Source organism: Acidiluteibacter ferrifornacis, from assembly GCF_009909615.1.
Lineage (GTDB): Bacteria > Bacteroidota > Bacteroidia > Flavobacteriales_E > Vicingaceae > Acidiluteibacter > Acidiluteibacter ferrifornacis.
On record NZ_WWNE01000018.1, the window covers coordinates 76,096 to 92,130 of the forward strand.

The 16,035-nt window shown below is 34.6% G+C and carries 16 protein-coding genes; all 16 read left to right on the plus strand.

Going from position 1 to position 16,035, the window contains the following annotated elements; genetic code table 11:
• The first annotated feature begins 123 nt into the window (after positions 1-123).
• A complete protein-coding gene (locus GQN54_RS14440; RefSeq protein ID WP_160634273.1) occupies positions 124-771 on the plus strand; it encodes a response regulator transcription factor in 648 nt (215 codons plus the stop codon).
• Between the two features lie 158 nt (positions 772-929).
• Positions 930-1,499 (plus strand): restriction endonuclease subunit S, encoded by a 570-nt coding sequence (locus GQN54_RS14445; protein WP_160634274.1) that lies wholly within the window; start codon positions 930-932, stop codon positions 1,497-1,499.
• Positions 1,486-3,015: a type I restriction-modification system subunit M gene (locus GQN54_RS14450; protein ID WP_160634275.1), complete on the plus strand. Its 1,530-nt coding sequence runs from the start codon at positions 1,486-1,488 to the stop codon at positions 3,013-3,015. Before GQN54_RS14445 ends, GQN54_RS14450 begins: the two co-directional genes overlap by 14 nt.
• Positions 3,016-3,247: 232 nt before the next feature.
• Positions 3,248-3,787 carry a hypothetical protein gene (locus tag GQN54_RS14455; RefSeq protein WP_160634276.1) on the plus strand — a complete coding sequence of 180 codons (540 nt, stop codon included), beginning with the start codon at positions 3,248-3,250 and terminating at the stop codon, positions 3,785-3,787.
• The gene (locus GQN54_RS14460; protein WP_160634277.1) at positions 3,784-5,157 is read left to right on the plus strand and encodes a Fic family protein; all 1,374 of its coding nucleotides are present in this window, start codon (positions 3,784-3,786) and stop codon (positions 5,155-5,157) included. The genes GQN54_RS14455 and GQN54_RS14460 overlap by 4 nt, the downstream gene beginning before the upstream one ends.
• Positions 5,157-6,368 carry a restriction endonuclease subunit S gene (locus tag GQN54_RS14465; RefSeq protein ID WP_160634278.1) on the plus strand — a complete coding sequence of 404 codons (1,212 nt, stop codon included), beginning with the start codon at positions 5,157-5,159 and terminating at the stop codon, positions 6,366-6,368. Before GQN54_RS14460 ends, GQN54_RS14465 begins: the two co-directional genes overlap by 1 nt.
• Before the next feature lies 1 nt (position 6,369).
• A complete protein-coding gene (locus GQN54_RS14470) occupies positions 6,370-6,762 on the plus strand; it encodes an endonuclease domain-containing protein (RefSeq protein ID WP_160634279.1) in 393 nt (130 codons plus the stop codon).
• A gap of 98 nt (positions 6,763-6,860) precedes the next feature.
• Positions 6,861-7,499, plus strand: a complete 639-nt coding sequence (locus GQN54_RS14475) for a hypothetical protein (protein WP_160634280.1) — start codon at positions 6,861-6,863, stop codon at positions 7,497-7,499.
• Between the two features lie 194 nt (positions 7,500-7,693).
• Positions 7,694-10,819 (plus strand): type I restriction endonuclease subunit R, encoded by a 3,126-nt coding sequence (locus GQN54_RS14480; protein ID WP_160634281.1) that lies wholly within the window; start codon positions 7,694-7,696, stop codon positions 10,817-10,819.
• On the plus strand, positions 10,819-11,517 hold the full coding sequence (locus GQN54_RS14485) for a M48 family metallopeptidase (protein ID WP_207554921.1): 699 nt from the start codon (positions 10,819-10,821) through the stop codon (positions 11,515-11,517). Before GQN54_RS14480 ends, GQN54_RS14485 begins: the two co-directional genes overlap by 1 nt.
• A gap of 737 nt (positions 11,518-12,254) precedes the next feature.
• Entirely contained in the window at positions 12,255-12,632 is a 378-nt protein-coding gene (locus GQN54_RS14490; RefSeq protein WP_317163999.1) for a M61 family metallopeptidase, read from the plus strand.
• A 410-nt stretch (positions 12,633-13,042) separates the two neighbouring features.
• Positions 13,043-13,315 carry a hypothetical protein gene (locus tag GQN54_RS14495; RefSeq protein WP_160634283.1) on the plus strand — a complete coding sequence of 91 codons (273 nt, stop codon included), beginning with the start codon at positions 13,043-13,045 and terminating at the stop codon, positions 13,313-13,315.
• Positions 13,316-13,430: 115 nt separating this feature from the next.
• Complete coding sequence (locus GQN54_RS14500) at positions 13,431-13,772, plus strand: hypothetical protein (RefSeq protein WP_160634284.1); 342 nt, start codon at positions 13,431-13,433, stop codon at positions 13,770-13,772.
• Positions 13,773-13,903: 131 nt separating this feature from the next.
• Entirely contained in the window at positions 13,904-14,542 is a 639-nt protein-coding gene (locus GQN54_RS14505) for a hypothetical protein (protein WP_160634285.1), read from the plus strand.
• 68 nt (positions 14,543-14,610) lie between these two features.
• On the plus strand, positions 14,611-15,303 hold the full coding sequence (locus tag GQN54_RS14510; RefSeq protein WP_160634286.1) for a sensor histidine kinase: 693 nt from the start codon (positions 14,611-14,613) through the stop codon (positions 15,301-15,303).
• Positions 15,300-15,956 carry a response regulator transcription factor gene (locus GQN54_RS14515; protein ID WP_160634287.1) on the plus strand — a complete coding sequence of 219 codons (657 nt, stop codon included), beginning with the start codon at positions 15,300-15,302 and terminating at the stop codon, positions 15,954-15,956. The genes GQN54_RS14510 and GQN54_RS14515 overlap by 4 nt, the downstream gene beginning before the upstream one ends.
• Positions 15,957-16,035: the final 79 nt, after the last annotated feature.

Sequence of the window (16,035 nt, forward strand, 5' to 3'; positions counted from 1 at the left end):
AGCTAATGCTAACCATTATTAAAAGTTATATTGAAAGAAAAATGGGGAATACCACATAAAGGGTATTGATTATTAAAAATAGTAGGGTCATCTTTGCTCTTTAGAATCATTCTAAATAATGAGATGAGTTTAACAATCCTACATGCGAATTCAAATGTGCTGATGTCATTCGGCCTCAAGTCTTTATTGTCGAGAGGAGGAGGAGTTGAGTCAGTAAAGAATGTTACCCACGAAACTCAATTGTTTCAGGCATTGGAGGAGAGTACTTATGATGTGGTAATTGTAGACCCTAATTCAAAAGGACATTTTTCATCAGAAACAGTTTTAAAACTTCGAGAAAAGTCTAAATCACAGAAAATGTTGATTATTTCATCTACTGCCAATACCGCTGAAGTTTTAAAGGTTTTGGAGAAAGGAGTGGAAGGATATTTAACCCGAGAGTGTGATGAAGATGAAATTATCCACGCCATATTTGCGATAGCCAAAGGAGAGAAGTTTTATTGCAACAAGGTGATGGATATCATACTCAATAAGCAGTATAGCCCAGATGAAGATAATTGCGAACCCACAGCATTAACGCAGCGAGAGTCTGAAATAACTGCGTTAATTGCCAAAGGGATGACCAATAAGGGTATTGCAGAACAACTGCATTTGAGCCCACATACCGTGCATACCCATAGAAAAAATATACTTCGAAAATTAGGAATCAACTCTGTTTCTGAGTTGACATTATATGCGATTAATGTAGGCCTTGTGGCCATGGATTCATAAAAGCTTTTTTATTTGGTTTTGAGAACGCCGTTTTACTTTTAGAAGTAGAACGGCGTTTTTTTTGTGGGTTGTTTTATTGCAGTAAACATAAAACTGTATATTTATTTGGATTATTGAAATTTGATTCTTTAATTTGTCTCAGTAAAGTCGAAACTGAAATGAAATTAAGTCAAATTGCAAGAATATTTACTGGTCAAACATTTAGAGGAAGAGTTAATTCTTCAGTAAATGGAGAAGTAGCAGTAATTCAAATGCGGGATTTAGATATTGATCTAGGACGTATTAGGAATACTGCACAGAAAATAGAATTAGAAAAAGTTAATGGAAAGCAACTCCTAATGAAAGGCGATGTACTTTTTTTAGTAAAAGGAAACAATAACATCGCTGTATGTTTCGATAAAAAGTATAAAGCCATTGCTAGTTCATTATTTGTGATTATTCGACCAAAACCAGAGTTAATAAGAGCAGATTACTTGGCGTATGTTTTAAACAGTAAGCCCATACAAATTACATTGAGCACATTAAAGTCTGGAGCAGTTGTGAGTAACATTAAAAAGTCTGACTTAGAAGAGATTGATGTTCCGATTCCTTCTAAAAAAGTGCAAAAGAATATTGCTAAATTGTACCACCTTTCTAATCGAGAAAAGTTGATTGCTAAACAATTAATGGAACAAAAAGAATTATTATTACAAAACCAATTAACGACTATAATTTATGAAAGACAATAAAGTGCTTCAGAATGAAATCAATAAAACCTTATGGGCTGCTTGTGACACGTTTAGAGGAGTGGTAGATTCCTCAGAATACAAGAATTACATCTTGGTGTTTTTATTTGTAAAGTACCTCAGTGATGTCTGGAAAGATGACTTAGCCAAACTGAGAGAGAAGTACGGAAATGACGAAAAACTCATTCAACGCAAGCTAGAAAGAGAGCGTTTTTATTTACCTGAGAAGAGTACGTTCGACTTTATTTATGCCAATAGAAATAAAGATGATATTGGGCAGATTATTGACCATGCATTGGAATTAATAGAAAGCCAAAATTTAGAAAAGTTAGAAGGCGTTTTTAGAAACATTTCTTACAACTCCGATAAATTAGGGCAAACGAAGGATAGAAACAGTCGATTGAAGAATTTGATTGACGATTTCGCAAATCCTGTACTAGATTTTAGACCTTCTGTTTTACCAAAAGCTGAAGATATTTTAGGAAAGGCCTATATGTATCTGTTGGAAATGTTTGCTTCAGGCGCAGGCAAGAAAGGCGGGGAGTTCTTCACGCCTATGGAGGTTTCTCAACTTCTTGCTAAAGTGGTAGCGCCAAAAGCTGGTTCTCGTATTTGTGACCCCACATGTGGTTCAGGGTCTTTATTGACTACCGTGGCCGATGAAGTGAGAGATGAAAAAGGAAATCCGAGTATCGACTATTCACTTTACGGACAAGAGAGTAATGGCGACACCTGGGCTTTGGGTAAAATGAACATGTACATTCACGGAATGGATTCCGCTAGGATAGAATGGGGCGATACCATTAATAATCCTTTATTGAGAGAAGGTGAAGGATTGATGAAATTTGATGTGGTAGTAGCCAATCCACCTTTTAGTTTAGATAAATGGGGATATGATAAAGCCGAAGTCGACCCTTTTAAACGATTTATGCGCGGTTTGCCACCAAAATCTAAAGGAGACTACGCTTTTATTTTGCACATGATAGAAACGCTAACCCACAAAGGAAAAGCAGGAATAATAGTGCCACATGGCGTATTGTTTAGAGGAAGTGCTGAAGGTAAGTTAAGAAAGGACTTAATCGATGACAATTTATTGGAAATGGTAATTGGTTTGCCAACTAACTTATTTTTCGGTACTGGTATTCCTGCAGCCATAGTGGTGTTTAATAAAGCTAAAACACATGATAATGTATTGTTTATAGATGCTAGTAAAGCATTTGAAGAAGGAAAAAAGCAAAACAAATTAAGAGAAGAAGACATTCAGAAAATAGTGGATAGTATTGCTGCTGCCAAAACATGGAAAGCTGGCGATGGGATAGATAAGTTCGCTTATTTAGCACCCTTATCTGAAATAAAAGAAAACGACTACAATTTGAATATCCCAAGATATGTAGACACATTTGAAGAAGAAGAGCAAGTGGATATTAAAGAAGTGCAACAAACCATCAATCGATTAGAAACCGAATTGGTAGAAGTGCGAAAAGAAATGGCCGGCTATTTAAAAGAATTGGGCTTATAAATAAAACAGATAATTGAAAATTATTGGGTGGAAGATGGGATTCGAACCTGAATTAGTATTCGGTGGAGAATATCGGATTCGAAGCGGAGAAAGAGGGATTCGAACCCTCAACAATATAAAGAGATAGCTTTAGCAAACTTGTCTGGGGTTCGAACCCAAGACTTTGTATTTGCCATATGCATCTTAAAAAAAAAACTCCCATTTTTTTTCAGTTAGACAATGATAATGAAATATGGAAAAGAAAGAACGAACGTATCGAACAAAAGAGCTGTTAATAGAAATGGCAGACACTTCGTTGAAGGAAGTTTTTTATAAGTTGGCTAAAAATCAAGAAATAGCTTTAAACAATTTTAGAACGAATTTAAGTTCCTTATTTATTCAAGGTGACTGTATTCGAGATCAAATTGTAGGTTTAGATTTAATGGATTTTGGAAATAATCTAAATGCAATTATTTCTGATGAACCGCTAGAATATACCACACCATTAAGAATTGAATTTCAACTTCATTTAGGAGAGTTATTCGATTTTCCTGATAACAAAGATTACATTATTTATGAATTTGAAATAGCGTTCAATGAATATGATTACAATATTGCTTTAGATTATTTTAATGACGAATTAAAGGAAGGTAACAATAGAGAAATTAGTAAAAGGTTCATGTATGATGAAGCTAATCAGGATTCCATCCTAGCTTTGGTCGATAAGTATACCGACTCAGTTCAAAAGCATATCAATTATTTGAAGGAACAAAGTAAAGTCACTAAGCTATGAGGTTTGAAAATTTATTAAATCTTATCGATGCTAACCACCAAAGGATAGCGGAGCTAAAAAGCGAAAAGAAACAAACGCTAGAAAAGTTAAAATATACTTTTCAACTCGAGTGGAATTACCATTCTAATAAAATAGAAGGAGGTCCACTAACTATTGAAGACACCAAAAAAGTAATGGCAGGAGTGCTTTTTGAATCTACTATAGATAAAAAGTACATTGAGGAAATGAGAGGGCACAATGAGTTAGTGGAAGAGGTTTTTAACACTCCTCCGAAACAACTTGAATTGAAGCCAAAGCGAATTAAAGAAATGCATAAAAAAATAATGCATGAAAATAATTCTGCTAGAATGAATGAGGTAGGCCAATGGAAATCTCAAGATAACTATGTGATTAACTACCGTAAAGAAAAGTTTAAGTTCTTGAGTGTTGATTTTGTGGACGATGAAATAAAACACATCTGCAAAGAACTTGCTTTCGATTTGGAATCTGAGATTGTTCACCCAGTAGAATTGGCAGCCAAATTTTTTCTTGATTTCATTGAAATTCATCCGTTTTATGATGGAAATGGAAGAGTAGGTAGAGCCCTTTCTAATCTAATTTTAATCAATTATGGTTTTCCACCATGCATCATTAAAAGTAATGAGAAAGAGAACTACTTTCAGTTATTGGCAGATATACAGAGTTATGGAAGTAATGAAGAATTGTTTTTTTGCTTTTTTGCTGAGAAAGTACTGAATGCTCAGGAGGAAATATTAAAAGCATTCGATGGGGAAGTATTTGTTGCTGTAGACGATAATTTTACGAATCGATTAGAGTTATTAAATGAGAAGCTACATAACTTAACAAAAGCAGACAAAGAGACAATTGATAAGCCGATTGTAAATAAGCTTTTAGATGGTTGGCTATTAAGCTTAAGTAAACAACTTTTTAATACTGTAAAACTGTTTGAGCAATTTTTTGAAGAACCTTCTCATTTTGTAACCTTATCACATGAAGGAACTGAAAAAGAAAGCCGGGTAGCTGATTATTTGCAATTGATAAAATGGTTGCAAAATGAGATACAATCTGCAAATGAATTAAGAAAGAGCGCGCGAGTTACCATTGACTTTTTCAGAAATACGCAATTGAAAAAAGTGCCAAAAGCGAGTAGCCAATTAATGTGTGTAATTAGTGTAGAGCTGTTTCCAACACATTATGTAATTGCTACAAATTTTAATGAGAATAACTTCACCTTTGATAATAGAATTTATGAGAAAGCGCCCACTAAGGAAGAGGTGAGTACCATAATAAATACGTGCAAGTTAAATGTATTAGAATATATAGAAAAGCAATACACTGAATTGAATGCTCATCCTAAAACCTCCAACTAATGACCACAACTACAAAAGAGACTGATTCAACGACTTCTAATAAAAACGGCTACAAAAAAACCAAATTGGGTTGGATTCCTAAAGAGTGGGAGGTGGTAAGTTTAGGGGAATATTTTGATTTTAAGAATGGGCTAAATAAAGAAAAGGAGTTTTTTGGTTTTGGAACGCCAATTATAAATTACATGGATGTTAATAAAAACTCTTCTTTAACTAAAAACAAAATTCTAGGAAAAGTTAGTTTGACTAAAGGTGAGATTAAAAGATTCAATATTAAAAAGGGTGATGTTTTTTTTACAAGGACTTCTGAAACAATTGAAGAAATAGCTTTTTCTTCTGTTCTTTTAGAAGATGTTGAAAATGGGGTGTTTAGTGGCTTTGTCCTTAGGGCTAGACCTAAATCAGGAAATACTTTAGATATTAATTATTTGAAGTATTGTTTTTCTACTTATTTAGCTAGAAAAGAAATTATGAGTAAAAGCTCATTAACAACTCGTGCATTAACAAATGGTACTTTATTATCTGAAGTAAACTTATTACTCCCACCGCTTCCCGAACAAGAAAAAATAGCCCAAATTTTAAGCACTTGGGATGATGCCATTGCCAAACAAACCGATTTAATTGCCCAAAAAGAAGCACTAAAAAAGGGCTTAATGCAAGAGCTACTCACCGGTAAAAAACGCCTAAAAGGCTTTACCGATAAATGGAAAGAAGTGAAGTTGGGGGAGGTGTTAACTTTTGGAAGTGGAAAGGATTATAAGCATCTTAATTCAGGGAATATACCAGTATTTGGGACAGGAGGATTTATGACTTCTGTAGATGATTATTTATATGATGGTGATAGTGTTGGGATAGGCAGAAAGGGCACAATTAATAAACCAATATTTCTTAGTGGAAAGTTTTGGACGGTAGATACTCTCTTTTATACGCATTCATTTAAAAACATCTTACCATTTTATGTTTACTTGAAGTTTCAAACTATAAATTGGAAATTTTATAATGAAGCTTCAGGTGTGCCAAGTTTATCGAAATCAACAATCGAAAAAATTAAAATTTTACTTCCAGCACTTCCCGAACAACAAAAAATAGCTACCATATTATCAGCAGCAGATACCGAAATAGAAAAACTAAAAGCACAAAAGAGCGCTATAGAAACGCAAAAGAAAGGGTTAATGCAAATATTGCTCACAGGAAAGGTAAGAGTAAAGCACTAAAGTGAAACGCAAAATAATACCATATAACCCTATTTTAACCGCTAGAGCTAAAAAGTTGCGCAAAAGCAAGACGCTGCCCGAAGTGCTGCTGTGGAAAGCCATAAAAGGCAAACAAATCGGCGGCTTTGATTTTGATCGCCAACGGCCAATAGATCATTATATCGTCGATTTTTATTGCAAAGATTTACAATTGGCCATAGAAGTAGATGGCTGTTATCATTTCGAAGACGAAATGCTCGTAAAAGACGCCATCCGCCAAAAGCGGCTAGAAGAGTTAGGCGTTACTTTTTTGCGGTTTACCAACGATGAGGTAAAACGAAATTTGGCATTAGTAGTCAAAGAAATAAAAGAATATGTGGAACAGAACAAAGATAATTTAGTGGGTAGGGAATAAGGGAAGGGCATACTGACCCTCCCCTTATTCCCCTCCAAAGAGGGGAGCGCATCCAGGATAAATGAACAATAGAATTAAAAGATTAAGAATCTATAAAAATGTCAAATAAGAAAAGTGTTAACGATAGTATTATCTCTTTAGTAAAACCTTTAAATGATACGGTTTACCTTTCGGTTGATGTTTCAGGAAATACAGATGTAACTTTTCCTGAAACCTTAGTTAATATTGAAGCTCAAAAGAAAGAGACATGGGATTATTGGTTTGAAGGCATTACACTCGTAGGTGTATTTGTAACGATTCTATTTACGATTTTATCCATTAAGAAATTACTCAAAAAAAGTGAAGAGAATAGTCAACTTTTAGAGCAACTAGTAAATCAAAATAAGTTAAAAGAAAGGCATATTAAAATGGAATCTAGACCTGATTTAACGTTTTCAACCACTTGTAATCCAACTGAAATGCAAGTATATTTTCATTCCAGAGATAATGAAGTTCGAGAAATTGAACTGACTAAACTAAGTGGGAATGCAGAAATGCAACCTAAAAACAAAGCGAATAGAAAAATAATAGGTTCTCAGACATTTGATATAATGATTTACCCTTTGCCTGAAATACAAGTCAAAGAAGTGGAATTAGAATTTAAGTTAGAATACCGAGACAAAGCAGGATATCAATATATTAGATTTTATAAATTAGAAAACAGAAAGCTGACTTTATTAAATGAAATAGAACTTTAAATTTTGAGTTTGAAGCTAATTATTTTCTTATTAATAGTTGTTTTAAAATAAATTAGCCCAATCCATATAGAATGCCATCCCCTCAAGGGAGGGGAACTCAAAGGGGTGGGAAAAGATGCCAATTAGAACTACCAAAGCTCAAAGGGGCGGACAAAAATGCCAATAAGAAACCCAAATGCCAAAACAAAAAACGAATGAAATACGCTGAATACGAAGACTCACAAAGCCCTGCAATACATTTGTTGCAAAAAATGGGGTACACTTATCTGTCACAAGAGCAACAGCTAACAAGTAGAAATGAGGTGCTCTCCTCCGTTATTTTAGAAGATATATTGGCTGAGCGGTTATCGGCTATTAACGCCTACAGCTATAAAGGTGCAAGCTATTCATTTTCTCCTTCAAGCATTCAAGGCGCTATTACCGCTTTAAAAAACATTCCAGATCAAGGAGTGGTGTTGACCAATGAGAAAGTGTATGATTTAATCAGTTTAGGCAAGAGTTTTACAGAAAATGTAAAAGGCGATAGAAAAGCATTTACGTTAAAATATATCGATTGGGAAAATTGGGAGAACAATCATTTTCACGTAGTAGAAGAATTTACGGTAGAAGGAATCAAAGAAAAACGCCGCCCTGATTTGGTGTTGTTCGTCAACGGGATTCCATTTGTAGTCATAGAAAACAAGCGAAGAGATAAAAACGAGTCGGTAGAAGAAGGAATTTCTCAAACGTTAAGAAACCAGAAGAAAGAAGAAGGAATACCCCGTTTGTTTCATTTTGCCCAGTTGCTGATAGCCATGCAACCCAACGAAGTGAAATATGGCGCTACAGGCACAGCGGCTAAGTTTTGGGCAGTGTGGAAAGAAGAAGTAGAGAAGGACGTAGCTAAACTAATAAAATCAACTAATAACGGCATAGATTCGGAAGATCGATTACCGACTGAGCAAGATAAAGCATTGTACAGCCTTTGTCGTCCGGAGCGATTGATTGATTTGGTTTATAAATACATTGTTTTTGATGGACCAGATAAAAAAATAGCCCGTTATCAGCAATACTTTGCCGTTCAAGACACCTTGCAGCAAGTCACTCAATTTACAGCCGAAAAGCGCAGAAAAGGCGGAGTAATTTGGCACACCACAGGCAGTGGAAAATCATTGACCATGGTGATGCTTTCAAAAGCACTGGCGCTAAATGAATCCATTAAGAATTCAAGAATTATTATCGTAACTGATCGTATTTCATTAGACAAGCAGATTTATGGCACTTTTAGCAACTGTGGTAAAAAGGTAAAAAAGGCCAAAAGTGGGTCTGATTTAATAGAATTGTTACAGGATAAGGGCAATGAAATAATCACTACCATTTTAGATAAGTTTCGGTCAGCAGCAAAAAAAACAACATTCAAAGAAACATCAGAAAATATATTTGTATTGATCGATGAAAGCCACAGAAGCCAATACGGGTCGGCCAATATTATGATGCGTAAAATGTTGCCCAATGCTTGTTTTATAGGATTTACAGGAACCCCTTTAATGAAAGGGCCTGAGCAAAATACAGCTCGTAAATTTGGTGGTTTTATACATAAATACACCATTGACCAAGCAGTGAAAGATGGAGCCGTTTTACCGCTGCTTTATGAGGGAAGATCAGCTCAATTGAGCATCAATAAAAAGCAAATTGACAAAGGATTTGAGCGACTGTCAGAGAATTTGAATAAAGATGCTCAGAAGGATTTAAAAAAGAAATTCGCTTCGATTAGTAAAATCTACGAGTCGGAACATGTGATTGAAGAAATAGCTTACGATATAGCACAGCATTATTGCAAAAACTGGCAAGGCGGCATGTATAAAGCACAATTGGCCGTTCCTAAGATTGATACTGCCATTAAATATCAAAAGTATTTTGAAACCCAAAGTAACCCTGAGTTGAAAATCAATACAGCAGTGGTTTTTACACCGCCGGATAGTCGACAATCACATGAAGATGTTTGGTCAGAATCGAGTGAAGAATCCAAGAAGTATTGGAAATCATTGATGCTGAAATACCAGAATCAAGAAGAATATGAGCGGCACGTAATTGACCGGTTCAAGGAAGAAGGAACAGCAGTAGAAATAATAATAGTCGTTAGTAAGTTGCTTACAGGTTTTGATGCTCCACGAAATACGGTTTTGTATTTAGCCAAGCCATTGCATTCGCACAATTTGTTGCAAGCCATTGCAAGGGTAAATAGATTATTTACTGGAAAAGATTATGGACATATTATAGATTATGTTGGGATTTTGGGAAAATTGGATGAAGCGTTAACCAATTATTCAGCATTAGAAGATTTTGATCCCGATGATTTGACCAATGCGGTGATAGATATTCGAGAGGAAATTAGAAAAGTGCCAATACGCCATTCAACAGTTTGGGATATTTTCAAAGAAGTCTACAACAAAGAAGACAATGAAGCTTTAGAGCGTCATTTATCAGCAAAGAATGTACGGGATGAATTTTATGAGCTATTATCGAGTTATGCTAGATGCTTACAAACAGCTTTGAGTAGTAATGAATTTTACGAGGAGTTTTCAGATGATGATATTGGGTTTTATCGTTCAGAATTAAAACGTTTTCAAAGTTTAAGATCATCAGTTCAATTGCGTTATGCTGAAGTGGTTTCCTACAAGGAATTTGAGCCTCGCGTTCGAAAATTGCTCGATACTTATATAGATGCCGAGGAGGTGGAATTGATTACACAAGGCATTAATATTTTTGATAAAGGTGAGGTGAGTGAAGCGCTAGAGAATTATGGTAAAACTGCTGCTTCAAAAGCTGATTTTATTGCGAGCAACATGAAAAAAGTCATCAATGAAAACATGGAGAAAGACGAGGCTTATTATAAGAAGTTCTCCGAGTTAATTGAAGATACAATTCGCGCATTTAAAGAGGGCAGATTAAGCGAAAAAGAGTATTTGGAAGAAATTCTGAAAACACGAGATGGGTTAGAAGGCGGATTTACAGAGAATACACCTACAGCATTGCACAAAAATGAGAAAGCAAGAGCATTTTTTGGAGCCCTTAACGAAGGTCTTAAGCTCTCTCAAAATGAATCACAGTTGTTAAAAATTAAAGAGGAATTAGCTATAGCCGCACTGGAGATCAATCAGATTGTTGAATCTATGATTATTCGAGATTGGAAGCGAAATTTGGATATTCAGAAGAAAATGGAGAATGATATTGAAGATTATTTAATTAACCACAAAGGAAGTTTGGGAATTACCTTAACCTATGATGAAATAGATGAGGTATTGTTAAAATGCATCAAGGTGGCAAAACACAATTTTTAATGGAAGTATTGACCTACGGACATATTGATCTTAGTTATACACTAGAGCGTCACGACAGAAAATCATTGGGTATAGAAGTACATCCGGATTTAAGTATTGTGGCTAAAGCACCCGAAACAGCCTCTTTTGAAGATATAGAAGGAAAGCTCCTAAAAAGAGCTAGATGGATAGTAAAACAGCAACAATATTTTGAGCAATTTCTGCCGAGGAAGCCTAAAAGCGAATACTTCTCAGGAGAAACTCATTACTACCTGGGAAAGAGTTTTTTATTAAAAGCGCGAGTTGGTGATACAAAAACGGTGAAAATGAAAAATGGGTGTTTGTGGGTAACCCATCCAAATCCATCTCCAAGTATAACAAAAACGCTTTTGACGGATTGGTACTATCAGCATGCAAATAAGATGTTTGAAAATAAATTTGAGGTCAATTTTAAAAAGTTTGAGCGTTTTCAATTATCCAAACCAGAGTTAGAGATTAGGAGAATGAAGAATCGTTGGGGAAGTTGTTCTGCGCAAGGCATTATTCGATTGAATCCTGAATTGATTAAAACTCCAAGTCCATGTATTGATTATGTAATTATCCACGAGTTGTGTCATTTGATAGAACCCAACCACAGTAAACAATTTTATGAATTGCTGGAAAGGCAGTTGCCCAACTATCAATTTCTTAAAGGTCGACTAGAAAAGTTTGAATTATAAAACAACCCAAGCGTTCGTTGCACCCCTGCGTTATTAGCGCTCTGCGGTTTCAGCTTGAGTCGTTGTATAAAAGCCACAAGGAATAAAATAACAGCGCGGTCAACTAATTGACCTCACCGCCACTTCATGTGGCTTTCAAAATAAAAGTACTTATTTCTATTCCAATATACAATATCTTCATTTTGTAACTCTATTTTTAGTGTTTGGAACGGCCTTGAAAATTCTTTAAGAATTTCGAATTTATGCCTTAGAAAGTTTGACCAGCTACGAAGAATTGAGGAGATCAGTTAAACGTCTTAGGCTTAAAGAGTATTTTGAAGAAGAATTTTCACAGCCTTGAATTTTTGGTTCATTTTGTGTCAAGACAAAAGAACATTAAAGAAATATACATTTTCCCAAAAAAAACTAATTCAATGAGCAATCCTCAAATAATCATCGTGTACTTAAAGCATTTTTTTATCGGACAATAATGATTTGGAATTAAAAAATAGTCTAACATCTAAATCCGATAGCTATCGGATCTAACAGCGCAGCGGTCTAACCTCTATAGCATGTCAACAATACTTTTTAACCACTATTAATACTTCTCTACTTCCATCTTAATCTGATAATCTCTAATTTCGAGAGAAATCATTTAACACTATGTTATACACCGTTTCTTATCAGCAACCGAATACCCATTATATTGATATCGAATTAGAAGTGAAAGGAGTGAAGGGATCCACCATTCAGTTTCAATTACAGCATGGCGGCCGGGTAGGTATGAGTTGGGCAATTTTGCAAAGAACATTCAGAAGTGGAATGCTTTTGATACAGATGGAAATGAATTGCCATCAAAAAAGCTAACCAAAGATTTGTGGGAAGTCATTACTATTGGAACAGAAGCAGTAATAGTGAATTATAATTATTTCGCCAATGAGTTGAATGCAGGTTCCACATTTTTGGATGCTTCTCAATTGTATATCAACGGAGTGAATTGTTTCGTGTATATTCCTAATCGAATGGATGAGGTATGTGAGCTGCAATTGGAATTACCAGAGCAATACCTTGTAGCTTGTGGACTTAAGGCTTTGAGCCGTTTTACTTTTAGAAGTAGATCGGCGTTTTTTTTGTAGGTTGTTTGTATATATATTTCACTATGATCAGAAAAAGCTGTCTAATTATTCCGATGTAGTAAATAACATGATGCATTTAATCTATTTAATGATTTAAATTTTAGCTTATTAGTGTATTTGTAAAACGATATGCTTCGCTTTCTTAAAATTTCCAATTACAGGCCTTAGTGATTTACCTACTTAAAAACACTTAATACAAAAATGAGGGTTTTCTCTCATTGGATGATTCTGCATTTTGATCCATCTTTGTTATGGTTAAACTGTGTAACACACTTTACCTCTCAGCTGAAATAATGCTGAAGGAATGAAAAGATGAAAAGTTGATATTGGGTTTAAGAGTTACCCTTCTAGTAGTGTAGTAATTCAACTTTTCATCTTTTCCTAAAGTGTTAAATCCAAAATTGTAAATTATGAGCGATCAGCCTATTCAATATAAAAGAGAGGATTTATTACAGTATAGAACTCAAATCATCTACGATATGATGTCTATTCCGGGTGTACTTTGTGTTTCTATAGGACTTAAAGAGGTTAATGGAGAGTATACTAATCAATTGTGCTACAAAATCTATGTGAAGGATAAAGTCGATACCTCACAATTACCTGATGAACATATTATACCTAACACCTATAAGGGATTTCCTACCGATGTTGTTGTAATGCAAACCTTAAGGAAGGTCGCATAATAGCTACCCTTTTTCTTCTATTTTATCTTTCTATTATAAATCTTTAGATTTCTTTCATCTGTATCTAAAAAGTGCGATATTAGTCCACACTAATACAAACCATAAAAAAATAGAGATGAGTAACCCAAACAGTGAATTACCCGAAAATGCATTAGAAGAGCAGGTCGCAATTGATTATGCTGCTAGCTGGAGAACTTTAGGAGAATCAAAATTAGGTAGTGATTTTTTTAAGGGCTTTTTAATTCCTATGACTGATCTAACACAGATTATTGACAAAGGTTGTGCAAATATCAGAGTGTATATTGGGAATGATGCCGACAATGGTAAACACCTGCTAATTGTGGGTGTAGGTGCAGATGGCAAAGACTTAATCAATTATAGCGAAGGATATTATGTTTATGACTTCACTACATGCTGTCCATCTGTATGCGATGAATCAAGCGTATTGTGTGATTAAATATTACAGAACCTTATAAGGCAATTGGATGTTTTAATAAACATCTAATTGCCTTGTTTTTTGCGACTATACTCTACTTCTCCCAAAGAACTATTGGTTAACAAGTCTTTAGTTTTAAACTCTTTTTCTAGATGGACATCTATGTTTTTTTTGTTTATGCAGGTCATGTCATTGGTTTTTTAATAGCCTTATTGTATTTATTCAATTTTAACAAACTATTATTTGAACTGCGCATTTTTACGACCTTTTTGTTTTTATTAGCTTCAATAAACTTACTGGGTCATATTTTTGTTTTCTATAAAATTCATAATGTATTTCTATGGCATTACTTTAACTATGTGGAATGGTTTTTTATGTCTTGGTTTTTTCTGCGATTCTACGACAGTAAGTTCAAGAAATACGTTCAAATATTTTCCACAATAGTCTTGATATGCATGCTGTATGGTTCAATTTTTATCAATCAATCCAACGAATTTAACGTTATAGGTTATTTTGCATTGAAGTTAATGGTCATCATTTTAGGGATCGTGGAGATCTATAAGAATCAACTCGTTTCTAAAGCACATTATTATTATTTAAACATTGGTTCTGTATTGATATCTATCGTTAGTGTCTGTTATTTTACGTTTTGGAACCTCCGACTAACTGATATCTTTACTAAGGAAGCTCATGTTATTTTAAACACAGTAAATGCTGCCGCTTATGCCATTGGTCTATTGTTTTATTTCGTTGAATTTTACAAATCTAAATTATGGAAAGTGAGTCATTAGTGGGGTTAATCCTGTTGGTCATGTTTGGCATGTTAACGATAGTTTTAGTGCTGATAATTTTTATCAATATGGCGAAAAATAAGGTGCGAAATGAACAATTGGAACGCGAAAAGTTGACGAGTGCGCATCGAAAGGACTTGTTGCAGCATTCAATTTTTGCACAGGAGAAAGAACGAGACCGTTTGTCAGCAGAACTTCATGATGGTATAGTTTCTAAGTTAAATATTATCCATTTTCAATTGGCCAATTTGTCCAAAAAATTAAATACAAATGAAAGTGAGTCCTTTCAATCCATAAATGATATTCTTCACCATACGATTGACGAAACGAGACGAATATCACACGATTTATTTCCTGTTGTTTTGGAAAGCTTTGGAATTGTAACTGCTTTAAATGAATTAAAGGAGCTTAATCGATCGAATCAAATTGAAACAAAGCTATATATGGAATATACAGATGGTGACTTCCAATTGGAAACATCCATTCATATCTATAGAATCGTCCAAGAATTGGTTAATAATTCTATCAAATATGCCCATTGCAGTCAAATAGTTATTGAATTGAAAAAAGCTAGCGATGGGTTTCAGTTAATTTATTTCGATAATGGGGTAGGGCAGAAAGAGGAAGTTATTAAGGGAAAAGGCTTAGGAATTAAAAATATTAATAGTAGATTGAGCATTCTAAACGCTACACTAGAATTGGAACAATTGGAACCCGGCCTGAAATTTATTATCACGCAATCATTAAGAGATTTAGAATGATCAAGATTTACTTAGTTGATGATGAGATTCTTTTCATTAAGGGCTTACAGAGTATTTTGTCTCAATTTGAGGACGTCGAAGTCCTGAAAACATTTACAGATCCCGAAGAGCTAATCCTAGAGTTGGAGACTCATGCAGAACGACCAGACATAATTATGGTGGATATGAAGATGCCCAAGATCAATGGGATTGAATTGACAAAAATTTTAACTCAAAAGACACCTGAAGTTAAAGTAATTGGTCTAAGCTCTCATTATTCCAATGTGTTGATTTTTGAAATGTTAAAAATAGGAGCTTCCGCCTATTTGCCTAAAAATGCCTCTGTCCCTAGACTTGAAAAAACCATTCGACATGTGGCAGAGGAAGGATTCTATTTTGAAGAACTAATCCTTAATTCTTATCACGAAAGTGTAGCCTCAGCTAAGGCACAGAAAGATTTGGTTAACCAAGGTTTAACTTCTAGGGAAGTGGATGTTTTGATACTTATTTGCGAACAGCTTACTACTCAGGAGATTGCAGAGAAACTTTTTATTTCATTAAAAACTGTGGAGCGCCATCGTACTAATCTTTTTCAAAAGACTGGAGCTAAAAATGTAGTCGGACTGGTTCTATTTGCCTTAAAGAATCAATTAATTTCCAACGCATTTTTATAGAATCAATGCGTGCATAATTGTAAGCCTTCGACTCAAAACAATATCTTAACTTTCACTTTCAACAAACTGTTTATATCAA

Coding starts and splice junctions, on each gene's coding strand:
- GQN54_RS14440 (WP_160634273.1), top strand. CDS start 124: ATGAGTTTAACAATCCTACATGCGAATTCAAATGTGCTGATGTCATTC.
- GQN54_RS14445 (WP_160634274.1), top strand. CDS start 930: ATGAAATTAAGTCAAATTGCAAGAATATTTACTGGTCAAACATTTAGA.
- GQN54_RS14450 (WP_160634275.1), top strand. CDS start 1,486: ATGAAAGACAATAAAGTGCTTCAGAATGAAATCAATAAAACCTTATGG.
- GQN54_RS14455 (WP_160634276.1), top strand. CDS start 3,248: ATGGAAAAGAAAGAACGAACGTATCGAACAAAAGAGCTGTTAATAGAA.
- GQN54_RS14460 (WP_160634277.1), top strand. CDS start 3,784: ATGAGGTTTGAAAATTTATTAAATCTTATCGATGCTAACCACCAAAGG.
- GQN54_RS14465 (WP_160634278.1), top strand. CDS start 5,157: ATGACCACAACTACAAAAGAGACTGATTCAACGACTTCTAATAAAAAC.
- GQN54_RS14475 (WP_160634280.1), top strand. CDS start 6,861: ATGTCAAATAAGAAAAGTGTTAACGATAGTATTATCTCTTTAGTAAAA.
- GQN54_RS14480 (WP_160634281.1), top strand. CDS start 7,694: ATGAAATACGCTGAATACGAAGACTCACAAAGCCCTGCAATACATTTG.
- GQN54_RS14485 (WP_207554921.1), top strand. CDS start 10,819: ATGGAAGTATTGACCTACGGACATATTGATCTTAGTTATACACTAGAG.
- GQN54_RS14495 (WP_160634283.1), top strand. CDS start 13,043: ATGAGCGATCAGCCTATTCAATATAAAAGAGAGGATTTATTACAGTAT.
- GQN54_RS14500 (WP_160634284.1), top strand. CDS start 13,431: ATGAGTAACCCAAACAGTGAATTACCCGAAAATGCATTAGAAGAGCAG.
- GQN54_RS14505 (WP_160634285.1), top strand. CDS start 13,904: ATGGACATCTATGTTTTTTTTGTTTATGCAGGTCATGTCATTGGTTTT.
- GQN54_RS14510 (WP_160634286.1), top strand. CDS start 14,611: ATGGCGAAAAATAAGGTGCGAAATGAACAATTGGAACGCGAAAAGTTG.
- GQN54_RS14515 (WP_160634287.1), top strand. CDS start 15,300: ATGATCAAGATTTACTTAGTTGATGATGAGATTCTTTTCATTAAGGGC.